The organism is Micromonospora sp. DT41 (assembly GCF_049841715.1).
Lineage (GTDB): Bacteria > Actinomycetota > Actinomycetes > Mycobacteriales > Micromonosporaceae > Micromonospora > Micromonospora profundi.
This window is the reverse complement of sequence record NZ_JBNCKU010000005.1, coordinates 219,613-235,278: the sequence shown is the minus strand read 5'-3', so window position 1 is coordinate 235,278 and position 15,666 is coordinate 219,613. Positions and strand designations below refer to the sequence as shown.

The following is a 15,666-nucleotide window of genomic DNA, read 5'->3' as shown; positions in this document are numbered from 1 at the left end:
CGGCAGAACCAGCAGCGGCAGGGAGCCGGGCGGGCACCACTGCAGCCGTACGCCTCGATGACGGCGGTGGGTCGCGCCGCCGGCCGTCTGCTGCCGTCCGTCAACGTGCCGCAACTGGTCGGCGCGGCTTCGCGCACCGTCGGTCCGACCGCGACCCGGCTGGCCCGGCTGACCGGCCTGACCCGCCGCAAGGTCCGCTCTCGGCCCGGCCGGCACCACATCGAGGTGCACGGCGTCTGCCAGCCCGGCGGCGACAAGCTGGCCCGGCAGGTGGAGAGTGCGTTGGAAAGGCTGCCCGGGGTCGTCTGGGCACGCGTGAACGCGCCCTCGGGTCGGGTGGTGGTCGCGGTGCAGGCACCGGAGCCGGACCTGGGCGACCTGATCACGACGATCGAGCGGACCGAGCGGACCTGCGATCACGACCCCGATCCGGACGTCCCACCGCCCCATCCGCCAGAGGAGGGGCCGCGTACGCCACGCACCCTCGGAGCGCTCGCCTCCGACGTGCTGGGCCTGACCATCTCAGCGGCGACCCGGATCCTGCCGCTCACACCAGTGCCCGGTGAGGTGGTCGGACTCATCGGCGCTGTCGACCTGCACCCGAAACTGCACGCGCTCGCCGACCGGGGACTCCGCTCGGACCCGCGCGCCGAACTGCTGTTTCCGCTCACCGAGGCAGTGGTGCAGGGCCTCACCGGAGGCTGGATCGGCATCGTCCTGGACGGCGCACAGCGGATCGTGCAATGGGGCGAAGCCCGGGCACAGCTACGCGCCTGGGAACAGGCCGAACCGCGGTTGACCGGCGCACCGGACCGGGCCAGCGCGCGGTGGCACCCCGACGAACGCCCCCGACCGAAGCCGGATGGTCCGATCGAGCGGTACGTCAACGGCATGCTGATCGCCGGCGCGGCGGGAGCGCTGGCGGCCGTACCGATAGTCGGGCACAAACGCGCCGGATCGGTGGGCCTCTCCGCGCTGCCCAAGGCCCCCGGCAGTGGCCGCGAGGGGTACGCCGCGCAGCTCGGCCGGATCCTGGCCCGCCGGGGCGTGATCGCCATGGACCGCAGCGTGCTGCGGGAGCTGGACCGCATCGACACGCTGGTGCTCGACGCCGCCGTACTCGGCTCCGACCGGGGGGTCCTCGCCGACCTGGCACCGCTGCCCGGAGCGGACGTCGACCAGGTGGCCGAGCGGGCGTTCGCGTTGTTCGACCCCAGCGCGCCGGGCGCGTCGCGGGAGGTCGACGGCTGGCGACTCGGCCCGCTGGAGCAGCTGCACGCCGAGGACCCAGGCGACACCGCCGACAGCGGCCGGTTGCGCTCGGCCGGCGGCCAGGTGCTCGGCCTCGCGCACGGTGACCGGCTGGCCGCGCTGCTGCGTGTCGAGCCGGAACCCGCACCGGGCGTCGACGGCCTGCCGACCGCCGCACGGCACGCCGGGCTGCGGCTGGTGGTCGCGGGAGCGGACGACGAACGGTACGGCTTCGCCGACGCCCTGCTGCCCGGCGGTGATCAGCTCGCCGAGTCGGTGCGGACACTGCAACGCGACGGCGCGGTGGTGATGCTGGTGTCCGGCAACCGGGCAGGGCTCGCCGCCGCCGACTGTGGCCTGGGTCTGAGCGGGCCGGACGACCTGCCACCGTGGGGCGCGCACCTGCTGGTCGGCACCGATCTGCGGGTGGTGGCCCTGCTCGTGGAAGCGGCCGGGGTGGCCCGCCGGATGGCCGGGCAGAACATCCGCCTGGCGATGGCCGGCACCGGTCTCGGCGCACTGGGCGCCTTCACCGCCCCACGGACCCAGCTCCCCCTACGCGCCCTGGCCTCAGTGAACGGCGCGGCGGCGCTCGCCTTCGCCCACGGCGTGTGGCGGGCCGGCCGCGTGCCGGACCAGACGGACACTCCGGCACCGGTGGCGACAGCCTGGCATCTGATGCCCGTCGACGCGGTCCTGGACCGGCTCCACACCGGCCCGGACGGTCTGAGCAGCGCGGAGGCGTCCCGCCGGCAGAGCAGACACGGTACGCACGACAACAACGCCCCGGCCGGCGGGCTGCTGCGCGCCTTCGTTGACGAACTGGCCAACCCGCTCACCCCGGTGCTCGCCGCCGGAGCGGTGCTGTCGGCCTCGTTCGGGTCGCTCGTCGACGCCGCCCTGGTGGGCGGCGTGGTGGGCGGCTCCGCGCTCGTCGGGGCGGTCCACGAACGCAACACCGAACGGTCACTTGCCGAACTGCTGTCCCGCTCGGCGGTGACCGCCCGGGTCCGCCGGGACGGCACCGAACGGGTGGTCGCCGCGGAGGACCTGGTGCCCGGGGACCTCATCGCCCTCGAATCCGGTGACTCGGTACCCGCCGACTGCCGGGTGCTCGAATCGGTGGGGTTGGAGGCCGACGAGTCGTCGCTGACCGGCGAATCGCTGCCGGTGGCCAAGACCGACCGACCGGTGGTCGCCACCGCCCTCGCCGACCGGCACTCGATGCTCTATGACGGCACCACTATCGCCGCCGGGCACGGCACCGCTGTGGTCGTGGCGACCGGCGCCGACACCGAGGCAGGGCGCAGCATGGCGCTCGCCCGGCAGGCACCTCCGACCAGTGGGGTGGAGGCTCGGCTCGGTTCACTGACCAAGGCCGCCATCCCGTTGGCAGCCGGTTCGGCGATCGCGGTCGCCGGCGCGGGACTGCTGCGGGGCGTACCCCTGCGGGAGACGGCGGCGACCGCCGCGAACCTGGCCGTCGCGTCGGTGCCGGAGGGGCTGCCGTTTCTGGTAAGCGCGGCGCAACTGGCCGCCGCCCGACGGCTGGCCGAGCACGGCGCCCTGGTCCGTAATCCGCGCACGATCGAGGCGCTGGGCCGGGTGGACGTGCTCTGCTTCGACAAGACCGGCACCCTCACCGAGGGCCGGTTGCTGCTCGCCGGGGTCGGCGACGGCGCCGGTGACCGGTACGCGTCGGTGGACCGGCTGGACGACCGGCTGCGGTTGACGCTGGCGACGGCGCTGCGGGCGACGCCCGCGGCGGCCGATCCGGAGGAGCTGGCGTTGCAGACCGACCGGGCGGTCCGGCGAGGTGCGACCACTGCCGAGGTGGTGGAGCAGATCGGCGCCCCCGGGTGGAGGGCTGCCGGCGGGCTGCCGTTCGAGCCGTCCCGCGGCTACCACGCGAGCGTCGGGGAGACCGACGGTCGCCTGTTGTTGAGCGTCAAGGGCGCACCGGAGACGGTGCTGCCGCGCTGCGCGACCCGCCGCGTCGACGGCCACCAGGAGCCGCTGGACGACGCCGGACGCGCCGAGCTGCACCGGATGCTTGCCGACCGTGCCGGCGCGGGACACCGGATCCTTGCCGTCGCTGAATGCACAGTGACCAGCCCGGACGTCACCGACGACCAGGTCCGGGAGTTGACCTTCGTCGGCTTCCTCGCCATGGCCGACGGTGTCCGGGAGAGCGCCGCGCCGGCCGTACGCCGGATCCGGCAGGCCGGCGTGCACACCATCATGATCACCGGGGACCACCCGGCCACCGCCGAGGCGATCGCCGCCACCATCAGCGAGCACGACGAGCAGCGGGTCGTCACTGCCGGCGAGCTGGACCAACTTGACGACGAGGCACTCGCCGAACGGCTCGCCCGCACGGACGTGGTGGCCCGCTGCACTCCGGCGCACAAGGTACGGATCATCCAGGCCCTGCAGAAGTGCGGGCGGACCGTGGCCATGACCGGCGACGGCGCCAACGACGCGCCAGCGATCCGGCTCGCCGACGTCGGTATCGCGCTAGGCCAGCGGGGCACCCCGGCCGCCCGAGCCGCCGCCGACCTCGTGGTCACCGACGATCGACTGGAGACCATCATCGCCACCCTGGTCGAGGGTCGGGCCATGTGGTCGTCGGTACGCCACGCGCTCAGCATCCTCGTCGGCGGCAACCTCGGAGAGATCGCGTTCAGCGTCCTGAGCGCCGCCGCTACCGGCCGATCCGCCCTCACCGGGCGACAGCTCCTACTGGTCAACCTCCTCACCGACCTGGCACCGGCGCTGGCCATCGCCGTCCGCCCACCTGCCGCGGGCAGCACCGACAGCCTGCTCCGGGAGGGACCGGACGCGTCGCTCGGAGTGACCCTCACCCGGGAGATCGGGCTGCGTGCGGCAGCCACCACACTGGGCGCGACCACCGGATGGACGCTCGCCCGGTACACCGGCCGCCGGCGGCGGGCCGGAACTGTCGCCCTCGTCTCCCTTGTCGGCACCCAACTCGGCCAGACCGTTCTCGCCGGAGGCACCAGCCCCATGGTGCTGGCGTCCACGGCGGCGTCACTGGGTGTGCTGGTAGTAGTGGTACAGACACCAGGGCTCAGCCAGTTCTTCGGCTGCACGCCGCTCGGGCCGGTCGGCTGGACCATCGGGGCCGGATCGGCGCTCGGCGCCACCTTCGCCAACGGCGCACTCACCAGGCTGGTGGAGCGCCTGCCGTCCACCGGCGACCGGCAACCACCGAGCGAAGGCTCGGAGGACTGATCGCCGTTGCGCCGCTTGGGCGCAACCGGCTGGGGTACCGCAGTCGGAGGAGGTGGACACAGTGGCCGAGCATCCACAGGTGACGTTCATCGGAACCGCGACGACACTGCTGCGGATCGGCGGGTTCACCCTGCTTACCGACCCGAACTTCCTGCACCGGGGCCAGCGCGCGTACCTCGGAAAGGGTCTGTGGTCGCGCCGACGCACGGACCCGGCGCTGCGGATCGCCCAGCTTCCCGCGCTGGACGCCGTGGTCCTGTCCCACCTGCACGGCGACCACTTCGACCGGGTCGCTCGCCGCGAACTGGACCGCCAGCTGCCCATCGTCACGACGCCCGCAGCGGAGCGCAAGCTACGCCGCTGGGGCTTCCGGGCCGCCGAGGGCCTGCCCACCTGGTCGTCCCGGGAACTGCACCGCGACGGTACGACAGTGCGGCTGACGTCCATGCCCGGCAAGCACGGCCCGGGTGCCCTGGACCTGCTGATGCCCGACGTGATGGGCACGATGATCGACGTGGAGCGGGCGGGGCGGCGCGAGTTCCGGCTCTACGTCACCGGGGACACGTTGAACCGGCCCCTGCTCACGACCATCCCCGAGCGCTACCCGGACATCGACGCGATGCTGATCCACCTCGGCGGCACGAAGGTCACCGGGATCCTGCTCACCATGGACGCCCAGCAGGGCGCCGACCTGGTGGAGCTGATCCGGCCGAAGCTGACAGTGCCGATCCACTACGACGACTATCCGGTGTTCCGTTCCCCGCTGTGGGACTTCGTGGACGAGGCCCGCCGTCGTGGCTGGGTCAAGCAGGTACGCACCATCGCGCAGGGCGAGACCGCCCCGCTCAACGCGTCCGCCTGACGGACGGCTCCTTTATCCCGCTGCCCGAAACGGATCGCGGGCCGGCGCCTGCTCCGCCCAGCAGAGGCCGCCGCGGAACTCCACACCGGGGATGCCGTCGACGAGACCGCTGATGTCCACGACATCAGCCAGGGAACTGGCAAGGTCGGCCCGCAACTCCTCGACGGCGGATTCGAGGTCGTCTTCCTCAGTGGACCAGTCGATGTCGGCGGCCCGAAGCTCTCGCACGGCGAGAGCGCTGACCGCCGCGGGATCGGTCACGATCACCTCCAGCCGGCAGTACACCTGCATCGTCACTGGTTTCTCTGTCATCCATTGATCATGCACTCCGGGCCCACCGAGACCGGAGACGGGCCGGCTCAGGCGAGAAACCAGCCAAACACCGGTGCGTCGTCGTAGGTGGATCGGGCATCCCACGCCTGCTCCCAGGTGTCGTCATCGGCCTGAGCCCCGAACTGGCTGGCCTCCGCACGCACCTGAGCTGCCTGCTCGGCGGTGCCCTGTCCTGCCATCTGCAGTCGCCCGTCAGGCTGCCTCAGCCATCGATCGGATTCTCGGCAACAGGAGACGGCGCGAGCGCTTGGCTGTGCTCGACACCGAGATCAACCAGGGAAAGTGCTTGTGGAGCCCAGGGGACTCGAACCCCTAACCCCTGCCTTGCAAAGGCAGTGCTCTGCCAGTTGAGCTAGGGCCCCGCGGGTGGCCGTGACAATCGCTCGTCGCGGCCGGATGTCAGCGCAGGTCAGGCGAGGTGGTCGCCTCGTGCCACAGCGCGCGCTCGTCGTTGGAGGCCTTGACCTTGTTGTAGACGACGGCGGCCACGCCGACGACGCCAGCCAGGATCAGCAGCTTCTTGAACATGGGGCGACCCCTTGCGCTCGACTACCGTCGGACGACATGCGGTGGGGCTAGCTGGAATCGAACCAGCGACCTCAGAGTTATCAGCTCTGCGCTCTAACCGACTGAGCTATAGCCCCGCGTTGCGACGAGCAAGATTAACCCATCCGCTCAGCTGGCCCCAAATCGGGGTCCAGCCCCGCGAGCCGGGCCATCGACACCTGGAAACCTACCCGAGTACGAGACGCCGGAGCGACCGCAATTTCGCAGCGCCCCGGCGTCCCGGTCACTCAGTCCCGCTCGGCGAGCGTCAGCTCGATGCCACCGACCAGGTCGGCGCAGACGTTGTAGACGAACGCTCCCAGCGTGGCCAGCGCGGTGAACAGCACCACGTTGACCAGGCCGATGAGCGCCGAGCTGAGGATCACGCCCTTGGCGTTGATCTGGAAGCCGCTGGTGCTCTGCCCACCGCCTGCGTTCACCAGGTCGCTGAGGCTGTCGTTGACGCTCTGGAACACGCCCATCGCGTCCAACGCCAGGTAGAGCACCGAGGTGGCGACCACCACCACGATGAAGAGCACCACCGAGACGGCGAACGCGAACTTCATCACCGACCAGGGGTCGATCCGCTTGAGGTTCAGCCGTGCCCGGCGCGGCCCGCGGGACGCCGCCGAGCTGACTGAGCTACGCGCGGCGCGTACCGCCTCACCGACGCGAGCGGCCCCGACGGCGGACGCGTTACCGATGCCCGGAGGCAGGCCGCCACCGCTCGCCGGGCGGCCACCAGCGGCGGTACGCCCCGGATCCGGCCGGGTCATCCCCGGGGTGATCCGGGGCTGGGTGCCGGTAGCGCCGGTCGAGGACGCCTGGCCGGGGCGGGTGCTGATCGGCTGAGTCGTCGTCGGGCGAGCCGAGTTCGCGGCAGACGCCGCCGGGGCTGAGCCGGCGGACGTCGGCGCCTCGGTGGTGGGTTTCTCCGCCTTGCTCTCGCCCGATCCACCGTCGTCGCCAGGCTGCTCCGGTGGCGGCGTCATACCGGGAGCCCTTGTGAATTTCGGGGCAGGCGCGTCGGCGGGAACCGTGGCCCGGCCCACGGCCGCGCGGCCGGTCGCTGGTGTGCCGCTCTTGGCGGCCTCCTCGTCGACCGGGTTGGCCGAGGTCCCCGTGTTCCCCGACTTCGCCTGTGTCTCCGTCATTCAACTAGTCCTGTTCGTCAGGCTCGTCGGCATTGCGAGCAATCGCCACGATAGTCACGCCGTCCGGGAGGTCCATCAGCTTGACCCCCATTGTGTTCCGGTCACGTGTACGGCGTACAGGCTTCACCGGAGTCCGGATGACACCACCGTTGCTGGTGATCGCGAACAGCTCGTCGTCCGGGTCGATCACCACCGCACCGACCAGACCACCGCGCCGTTCGGTGATCTTCGCAGTCAGCACGCCCTTACCTCCCCGGCCCTGCACCGGGTATTCCTCGATCGGGGTACGTTTCGCGTATCCCCCGTTAGTGGCCACCAGGACGTCCAAACCGTCCCGAACGACCTCCATGGCCAGCAGGACGTCGTCGTCCGTGAAGCGCATGCCGATCACGCCCGAGGTGGCCCGACCCATCGGCCGCAGCGCCTCGTCGGAGGCGTTGAACCGGATCGCCTGTGCCTTCTTGGAGACCAGCAGCAGGTCGTTCTCCGGTGCCACAAGCGCAGCACCGACCAGCTCGTCCTCATCGCGCAGGTTGATCGCGATGATTCCGCCGGAACGGTTGGAGTCGAACTCCTCGAGCCGCGTCTTCTTCACCAGGCCGTTCTTCGTGGCCAGTACCAGATAGGGGGCTACCTGGTAGTTCGGGATTTCGATGATCTGCGCGATCTGCTCGTCGGGTAGGAAGGCGAGCAGATTGGCCACGTGCTGGCCCTTGGCTACCCTACTGGCCTCCGGCAGCTCGTACGCCTTGGCCCGGTAGACGCGGCCCTTGTTGGTGAAGAACAAAATCCAGTCGTGGGTGGAGCATACGAAGAAGTGGCTGACAATGTCGTCCTGCCGCAGCGTGGCGCCGCTGACGCCCTTGCCGCCACGCCGCTGTGAGCGGTAGAGATCGACCTTGGTCCGCTTCGCGTACCCCGTTCGGGTGATCGTGACGACCACGTCCTCCCGGGCGATGAGGTCCTCCATCGAGACCTCGCCGTCGAACGGAATGATCTGCGTACGCCGGTCGTCGCCCCACTTCGCGACGATCTCGCCCAGCTCCTCGGAGACGATCCTGCGCTGCCGCTCCGGCTTCGCGAGAATGTCCTTCAGGTCGGCGATCTCGATCTCGAGCTTGGTGAGGTCGTCGACGATCCGCTGGCGCTCCAGGGCGGCCAGGCGGCGCAGCTGCATGTCCAGGATCGCGGTGGCCTGGATCTCGTCGATCTCCAGCAGCCGGATGAGGCCCTGCCGAGCGTCGTCGACGGTCGGCGAGCGCCGGATCAGGGCGATCACCTCGTCCAGCGCGTCGAGGGCCTTGGCCAGACCGCGCAGGATGTGCGCCCGCTCCTCGGCCTTGCGCAACCGGAACGCGGTCCGCCGGCGGATCACGTCGATCTGGTGCTGGACGTAGTAGCGGATGAACTGAGCAAGGTTGAGCGTGCGCGGCACCCCGTCGACCAGGGCCAGCATGTTGGCGCCGAACGTCTCCTGAAGCTGGGTGTGCTTGTAGAGGTTGTTCAGCACGACCTTGGCGACCGCGTCGCGCTTGAGCACGAGCACGATCCGCATACCGGTACGCCCGGAGGACTCGTCACGGATGTCGGCGATCCCGGCGAGCTTGCCCTCCTTGATCAGCTCGGCGATGCGCTCGGCCAGGTTGTCCGGGTTGACCTGGTAGGGCAGCTCGCTGACGACCAGACACGGCCGACCCCGCTTGTCCTCCTCGACCTCCACCACGGCGCGCATCCGGATCGAGCCACGACCCGTGCGGTAGGCGTCCTGGATGGCCGTCGTGCCGACGATCAGACCGTGGGTCGGGAAGTCCGGACCCTTGACGATGCCGAGCAGCGCCTCGAGGGTCGTCTCCTCGTCCTCTTCCGGGTTCTCCAGGCACCACTGCACCGCAGCGCCGATCTCCCGCAGATTGTGCGGCGGGATCTTGGTGGCCATGCCGACCGCGATGCCCTCGGAGCCGTTCACAAGCAGGTTGGGGATCCGCGACGGCAGGATCGTGGGCTCCTTGGCCCGGCCGTCGTAGTTGTCCTGCAGGTCGACGGTGTCCTCGTCGATGTCCCGCAGCATCTCCATGGCGAGGGGGTCGAGCTTGCACTCGGTGTAGCGCATCGCGGCGGCCGGATCGTTACCGGGCGAGCCGAAGTTGCCGTTGCCGTCGACAAGCGGGTAGCGCAGCGACCAGGGCTGCGCCATCCGGACCAGCGCGTCGTAGATGGCCGAGTCGCCGTGCGGGTGGAACTGGCCCATCACGTCGCCGACGACGCGGGAACACTTCACGTAGCCGCGGTCCGGACGGTAGCCGGAGTCGAACATCGCGTAGAGGATCTTGCGGTGGACCGGCTTGAGCCCGTCCCGGACGTCCGGCAGCGCACGCCCGACGATGACGCTCATCGCGTAGTCGAGGTAGGAGCGCTGCATCTCCACCTCGAGCCCGACCGGTTCGATCCGGTCGTGCGCGACCACCGCGGCGATGGCCTCGGCGGGGACCTCGGGCTCGTTCGGTGTGGACTCGGGAGAATCGGTCACTGTATACCCTTATCAGACTCAGAGTCGTTTTCGTGCTGTGGATAACCGCTGTGGATACCGGACAAGCTGTGGATAACTTTGTGGACCGGCGGATCGGTCGGAGACGCCCGGCCGATCCGCCGCAGTCCGTCAGATGTCCAGGAACCGCACGTCCTTGGCGTTGCGCTGGATGAACGACCGGCGGGCCTCGACGTCCTCACCCATCAGCACGCTGAACAACTCGTCGGCGGTCGCCGCGTCGTCGAGAGTGACCTGACGCAGGGTACGCGTCGCCGGGTTCATCGTGGTTTCCCACAGCTCGGGGTAGTTCATCTCGCCGAGGCCCTTGAAGCGCTGGATGTCGTCCGGCTTGGCGTTCGGCTTCTTCTGCTGGCGCAGCGCGATCAGCCCGTCCCGCTCGCGGTCGGAGTACGCGTACTGGGCGTCGTCGCCCTTCTTGTTCCACTTGATCTTGTAGAGCGGCGGGGCGGCCAGGTAGACGTGGCCCATCTCCACAAGCGGACGCATGAAGCGGAACAGCAGCGTGAGCAGCAGCGTCTGGATGTGCTGGCCGTCGACGTCGGCGTCGGCCATCAGCACCACCTTGTGGTACCGCAGCTTCTCCATGTCGAAGTCGTCGTGGATGCCGGTGCCCAGCGCGGTGATCAGCGCCTGGACCTCGTTGTTCTTCAGCACCCTGTCGATCCGGGCCTTCTCCACGTTGAGGATCTTGCCGCGGATCGGCAGGATCGCCTGGGTGCGCGGGTCGCGGCCCTGCTTGGCCGAGCCACCCGCCGAGTCGCCCTCGACGATGAACACCTCGGACTCGCGGGGGTCCGTGGACTGGCAGTCGGCGAGCTTGCCCGGCATCGAGCCGGACTCCAGCAGCGACTTGCGGCGGGCCAACTTGCGCGCCTGCTGCGCGGCGATCCGCGCGCGGGCCGCCTGGGAGGCCTTCGTGATGATCATCTTGGCCTCGGCCGGGTTGCGGTCGAACCAGTCGACCAGCCGGTCGTTGCAGACCCGCTGCACGAAGCTCTTCACTGGGGTGTTGCCCAGCTTGGTCTTGGTCTGACCCTCGAACTGCGGGTTGGCCAGCTTGACCGAGATGATCGCCGCGAGCCCCTCGCGGATGTCCTCGCCGGAGAGCTTCTCGTCGCCCTTGAGCAGCTTCTTGTCGGTGCCGTACCGGTTGACCACGCTGGTCAGCGCGGAGCGGAAGCCCTCCTCGTGGGTGCCGCCCTCGTGCGTGTTGATCGTGTTGGCGAAGGTGTAGACCGACTCGCCGTACGACTCGTTCCACTGCATGGCGATCTCGAGTGACATGCCCTCCTCTTCGGCCTCGAACTCGACCACGGTCTTGTGGATCGGGCTCTTCGAGGCGTTGAGGTGCCGGACGAAGTCGGCGATGCCACCCTCGTAGAAGAAGGTCACCTCGCGCTGCCGGCCGTCCTCCTCCTCGGCCACCCGCTCGTCGAGCAGGTGGATGCGCAGGGCCCGGTTGAGGAAGGCCATCTCCTGCAGGCGTCGGTAGATGGTCTGGAAGTCGAAGTCGACGGTCTCGAAGACGTCCGGGTCGGGCCAGAAGGAGACCGCCGAGCCGCTGCGGTCGGTGGTCTCGCCCTTCTCGAGCGGGCTGGGCTTGGAGTTCTGGTACTGCTGCCGCCACACGAAACCGGACTTGTGGATCTCCACAGCCATCCGGGTGGAGAGCGCGTTGACAACTGACACGCCGACGCCGTGCAGACCGCCGGAGACCGCGTACGCCTTGCCGTCGAACTTGCCGCCCGCGTGCAGCACGGTCAGGGCGACCTCGACGCCGGGCTTCTTGAGCTTCGGGTGGAGGTCGACCGGGAAGCCACGGCCGTTGTCGGTGACGCGTACGCCGCCGTCGGCGAGCAGCACGACGTCGATGGTGTCGCAGTATCCGGCCAGCGCCTCGTCCACCGCGTTGTCGACGACCTCCCACACGAGGTGGTGCAGACCGCGCTCGCCGGTGGACCCGATGTACATACCGGGCCGCTTGCGAACGGCCTCCAGCCCTTCGAGAACGGTGATCGACTCTGCGCCGTACTCCTGCTTGTCCTGCGCTGCCACCCTCGGCCACTTTCTCGCGTCGTCCACGCCGGAAAGGGGCGCGTCGGGCGCGGGTTCGGCGGACAGGACGCGACGTCGGCGCGCGGACCGATGCCGGAGATTTCCGGACAGTGGGTCGAACGCACCGGTCGCCGCGGTTGCCCGCGGATCGCGATCGGCTCGACCCGACGTGGAGAATGATCCTGGGCCACCGGCCCCGTCCCGCACTCCGCACCGGGTCTTCGTCTCACTGTCAATCCTACTGTGCGCGGGGGACAGAACCGCCACTCGGCACCCTCAACAGGGCGGCTCAGATGTCCATAGCCGGCAGAACCCCGTTACCCACGACTCCCCCCACACGCCAGGCTCCGATCGCACGCGCCGCCGCCGGACGGGTTGACCCGCGGGCGGGCGGGTCGGGGGTCGCGGTCGGATCTCGGGTGTCGTAGGTTTGCGGCGCTCCGGAAGCGGCCTTGATCTTTACCGGCCGGAACCGGGACGATCGACCCGATCGTCCCGACACGTGCTCTTTAAGAGGTGACAGATGGGGCTGGACAACGTCGCGGTGCACTGGCCGCGGACCGGCCGCTTCTACGATCCGGTCGCGCCGGCCGAGTTCGTCGACTTCGGCGAGATCGTCGACGTACCCGGGATCTCGGCGCCGACGGCGGCCCTGGCGGAGCTGATCGCGAAGACCGGCACCATCCGCGCGACCGCGTACACCGAATTGGTGGATCTCCTGCTCGGCCTTGAGGGTGTGTTGTATGCCACAGACGCTGCGGCCGAGGACGAGGACCCGGTGATCGATCCGGACGGGTGTGCCTGGATCGCGGCCGGCATCGAACGGTTCGTGGCCGGCCATCGCGCCTACGGCGAGGCGGTCACCTTCGAGTCGGTGAGCACCGTGCTGCGTTCGCTGCTCGGTGACGGTCGCCTCGCCGAGCAGCAACTGCGGTGGCTGGAGAGCCGGCTGGACGCGATGCGCGACGAGAGTGGCGATCCGCCGCAGTGGAACTTCACCTGCCCCGAGTTGGGGGTGTTGGCGGCGTTCTACAGGCGCTGCGCCGATCGCGGCTTCGCCGTCTACGCCGACGCCTGACCGGGCGCCTCCGAGGGCTGCTCGCCGCCGGGCCGGTTGGCCGCGGTGATCACCTGGGTGAGCATCGCGTGCAGGTGCTGGAGGTCCGAAACCGGCAGCCCGAGCCGCCGCACGATCTCGGCGGGGATCAGCTCGGCCTGGCTGCGCAGGGCGGCACCGCTGGCCGTCAGGGTGATGGCGAGGCTGCGCTCGTCGGCGGTGTCGCGCTCACGGCGCAGGTAGCCGGTGGCTTCCAGCCTCTTCAGCAGGGGTGACAGGGTGCCCGGGTCGAGCTGCAACAGCCGGCTCAGGTCGCGGCCGGACAGCGGGGAGTGCTGCCAGAGCGCCAGCATGACCAGGTACTGCGGATGGGTCAGTCCCATCGGCTCCAGCAGCGGCCGGTAGACGGCCACCACGCTGCGCGCCGCCACCGACAGGGCGAAACAAACCTGCTGCTCCAGGGCCAGCGGGTCGACGTCCTCCGGCCGCTCGCTCATCGGTTGCCCTCCCCACGCATGGTCATTATCGTAGCGATCATTGGTGCACCAACCATTGGTAGCCCAATTGCCTGTCGGGCGCGGCGAGAGAAGGCGGCAGATGACTGAGAACGGTGCGGCCCCCAAGTCTCCGGGCGAGGGCGGCCGGTTCCTGCGCTGGACCTTCCGCAACCTCGCCGGCCCGGCCGACGGTGTGCAGGGCGCGGTCCAGGGCGGCTCGACCGAGGCCCGCGAAGCGTGGAAACGCGACCTGGCCGAGCGCAAGCGCTACACCCAGGAGCAGCGCGAACGGAAGCGGGCCGCCCGCGAGGCCGGCCGGAACCGGGGAGGGTCGGCTCAGCCGTAGGTGTCCCGTGGCCCCCGGCCGCGTACCCGCCGCGGGCCCTTCGACCAGGACGGCGCGGCCGGGCCGTGGATGTGCAGCTTGCGCACCACGTTGTGGCCCACCTCCTGGGCGATCTGCTTGAGCAGCGAGCCGGCCAGCAGGCGCAGCTGGGTCGCCCACGCTGTCGAGCGCGCCTCCACTGTCAGCTCGCCGTTCTCCAGCTTGACCGGCCGGCTGTGCTGGGCGACCTCCGCGCCGACCACCCGTTCCCACGCACCGAACACCGTGGCCTCGGCCGCCGGCTGCTGCCAGCCACGCGCCTTCACGAGCCGGTTCAGCACGGCGCTGAGCGGCTGCGGGTCACGCGGGTCGGGACCGGGACCGGAGTAGCCACGCAGCCGCCGCCCCGAGCCGCCAGCACCGTCGCCACCGCCGCCCGAGGGGGTACGTCGTGCGCGGGCCGCAGCCTGCCGCCGGGACAGCGCCGCGTCGAGGACCGCACGGGCCAGCTCCGGCCCGCTCGCGGCCTCCGCCTGGCCGCCGGCTCCGCCGTCCGCGGACACCCCCTGGGTACGCGGGTTCGTGGCGTCACCGGCGCGCCGGTCGGTCCGGCCCGTGTCGTCCCCGTTGGCGCGTGGCTCATTCGACACGGCGTACAGCCCCCTCGCCGACCTGGTAACGGGTGCCGCGCAGGGCGGCCGGTACGTCGTCGTCCACAGCACAGGTGACGAGCAGCTGACTCGCTCCGCCGACAAGCTCGGCCAGCCGCTCCCGGCGCCCGGTGTCCAACTCGGCGAAGACGTCATCGAGGATCAGCACCGGTTCGATGCCGTCGGCGCGCAGCAGATCGTAGCCGGCCAGCCGCAGCGCGAGGGCGAACGACCAGCACTCGCCGTGGCTGGCGTACCCCTTTGCGGGCAGCGGGCCGAGGGCGAGGGCCAACTCGTCGCGGTGCGGGCCGACGAGGGTCGTGCCCCGTTCGATCTCGGCGGACCGTGCGGCGGCCAGCGCTGTGGTCAGCGCCTCGGCCAACGCGGCCCGGTCCAGTGTCGGCTCGGTCAGCTCGATCGAGGGCCGGTAGGCGATGCTGGCCGCACCCCGGCCGGCGGCCACCGCGTCGTACGCCTTGGCGACGTGCGGGGTGAGTGCCGCGACCAGCTCCAGCCGGCCGGCGAGGAGTTCCGCGCCGTGCTGGGCCAGGTGGGTGTCCCAGACGGCGAGGGTGCCGAGGTCGCCGCCGCGGGACCCGCCGGTCTTGCGGGCCAGGTACGCGGTGCGCAGCAGGGCGTTGCGCTGCTTGACGACCCGCTCGTAGTCGGCACGTACGCCCGCGTAGCGGGGCTGCCTGGTGACCAGCAGGTCGTCCAGGTAGCGGCGACGCTCAGCCGGATCACCCCGGACCAGCTCCAGGTCCTCTGGGGCGAAGAGCACCAGACGCAGGGCGCCGAGCACGTCACGGGCACGTCGTGCCGGAGATCTGCCCAGCCGGGCACGGTTGGCCTTGCCGGGCACGATCTCCAGCTCGACCAGCAGTTCCCGCCCCTCGTGTGCGACAGCGCAGCGGATCACCGCCGAGGAGGCGCCCATCCGGACGAGCGGCGCGTCCGTGGCGACCCGGTGCGAGTCCAGGGTCGCCACGTAGCCGAGCGCCTCGACGAGGTTGGTCTTGCCGACGCCGTTGGCGCCGACCAGGACGTTCGCCCCCGGTTGGAGGTCGACGGCGACCCGCTCGTAAGAGCGGAAGTCGACAAGTTCCAGCCGCTGGACGTACACAGGGTGTGGA

Annotated in this window: 13 protein-coding genes and 2 tRNA genes; 4 read left to right on the top strand and 11 right to left on the bottom strand. The window is 70.4% G+C overall.

The genetic code is table 11. The annotated features are described in order from the left end of the window. The first annotated feature begins 57 nt into the window (after nt 1-57). Together ACLQ23_RS11870 and ACLQ23_RS11865 are read left to right on the top strand one after the other, a co-directional pair. On the top strand, nt 58-4,506 hold the full coding sequence (locus tag ACLQ23_RS11870) for an HAD-IC family P-type ATPase (RefSeq protein ID WP_425880683.1): 4,449 nt from the start codon (nt 58-60) through the stop codon (nt 4,504-4,506). Nucleotides 4,507-4,585: 79 nt separating this feature from the next. After that, nucleotides 4,586-5,368, top strand: a complete 783-nt coding sequence (locus ACLQ23_RS11865; protein ID WP_425880640.1) for an MBL fold metallo-hydrolase — start codon at nt 4,586-4,588, stop codon at nt 5,366-5,368. 12 nt (nt 5,369-5,380) lie between these two features. Here ACLQ23_RS11865 and ACLQ23_RS11860 read toward each other — a convergent pair whose 3' ends face one another. From ACLQ23_RS11860 to gyrB, 8 genes are all read right to left on the bottom strand, one after another. After that, a complete protein-coding gene (locus ACLQ23_RS11860) occupies nt 5,381-5,680 on the bottom strand; it encodes a hypothetical protein (protein ID WP_355587517.1) in 300 nt (99 codons plus the stop codon). 47 nt (nt 5,681-5,727) lie between these two features. After that, a complete protein-coding gene (locus tag ACLQ23_RS11855) occupies nt 5,728-5,880 on the bottom strand; it encodes a hypothetical protein (RefSeq protein ID WP_355587515.1) in 153 nt (50 codons plus the stop codon). A 110-nt stretch (nt 5,881-5,990) separates the two neighbouring features. After that, a tRNA-Ala gene (locus tag ACLQ23_RS11850) sits at nt 5,991-6,063 on the bottom strand. Between the two features lie 37 nt (nt 6,064-6,100). Further along, entirely contained in the window at nt 6,101-6,229 is a 129-nt protein-coding gene (locus ACLQ23_RS11845) for a DLW-39 family protein (protein WP_354815166.1), read from the bottom strand. Nucleotides 6,230-6,271: 42 nt separating this feature from the next. Continuing rightward, nucleotides 6,272-6,345 (bottom strand) — tRNA-Ile (locus tag ACLQ23_RS11840). 150 nt (nt 6,346-6,495) lie between these two features. Further along, nucleotides 6,496-7,401 (bottom strand): DUF3566 domain-containing protein, encoded by a 906-nt coding sequence (locus tag ACLQ23_RS11835; protein WP_355587492.1) that lies wholly within the window; start codon nt 7,399-7,401, stop codon nt 6,496-6,498. A 4-nt stretch (nt 7,402-7,405) separates the two neighbouring features. Then, nucleotides 7,406-9,928: a DNA gyrase subunit A gene (gyrA, locus tag ACLQ23_RS11830; protein WP_355587489.1), complete on the bottom strand. Its 2,523-nt coding sequence runs from the start codon at nt 9,926-9,928 to the stop codon at nt 7,406-7,408. Between the two features lie 129 nt (nt 9,929-10,057). Next, nucleotides 10,058-12,004, bottom strand: a complete 1,947-nt coding sequence (gene gyrB, locus ACLQ23_RS11825) for a DNA topoisomerase (ATP-hydrolyzing) subunit B (protein ID WP_355587487.1) — start codon at nt 12,002-12,004, stop codon at nt 10,058-10,060. Between the two features lie 523 nt (nt 12,005-12,527). On the opposite strand from gyrB, the gene ACLQ23_RS11820 reads away from it, so the two are divergent. Then, nucleotides 12,528-13,082 (top strand): hypothetical protein, encoded by a 555-nt coding sequence (locus ACLQ23_RS11820; RefSeq protein ID WP_053651707.1) that lies wholly within the window; start codon nt 12,528-12,530, stop codon nt 13,080-13,082. Here the strand turns inward: ACLQ23_RS11820 and ACLQ23_RS11815 are convergent. Beyond that, nucleotides 13,067-13,558 carry a MarR family winged helix-turn-helix transcriptional regulator gene (locus ACLQ23_RS11815; RefSeq protein ID WP_425880639.1) on the bottom strand — a complete coding sequence of 164 codons (492 nt, stop codon included), beginning with the start codon at nt 13,556-13,558 and terminating at the stop codon, nt 13,067-13,069. The two genes, ACLQ23_RS11820 and ACLQ23_RS11815, sit on opposite strands and share 16 nt — an antisense overlap. A gap of 100 nt (nt 13,559-13,658) precedes the next feature. On the opposite strand from ACLQ23_RS11815, the gene ACLQ23_RS11810 reads away from it, so the two are divergent. Next, complete coding sequence (locus ACLQ23_RS11810) at nt 13,659-13,904, top strand: hypothetical protein (protein ID WP_425880638.1); 246 nt, start codon at nt 13,659-13,661, stop codon at nt 13,902-13,904. On the opposite strand, the gene ACLQ23_RS11805 is transcribed toward ACLQ23_RS11810, so the two are convergent. Together ACLQ23_RS11805 and recF are read right to left on the bottom strand one after the other, a co-directional pair. After that, complete coding sequence (locus ACLQ23_RS11805; protein ID WP_355588446.1) at nt 13,895-14,446, bottom strand: DUF721 domain-containing protein; 552 nt, start codon at nt 14,444-14,446, stop codon at nt 13,895-13,897. The genes ACLQ23_RS11810 and ACLQ23_RS11805 overlap by 10 nt on opposite strands. A 76-nt stretch (nt 14,447-14,522) precedes the next feature. Then, nucleotides 14,523-15,656, bottom strand: coding sequence for a DNA replication/repair protein RecF (gene recF / locus ACLQ23_RS11800; RefSeq protein WP_355587478.1), 1,134 nt, complete (start codon nt 15,654-15,656; stop codon nt 14,523-14,525). Nucleotides 15,657-15,666: the final 10 nt, after the last annotated feature.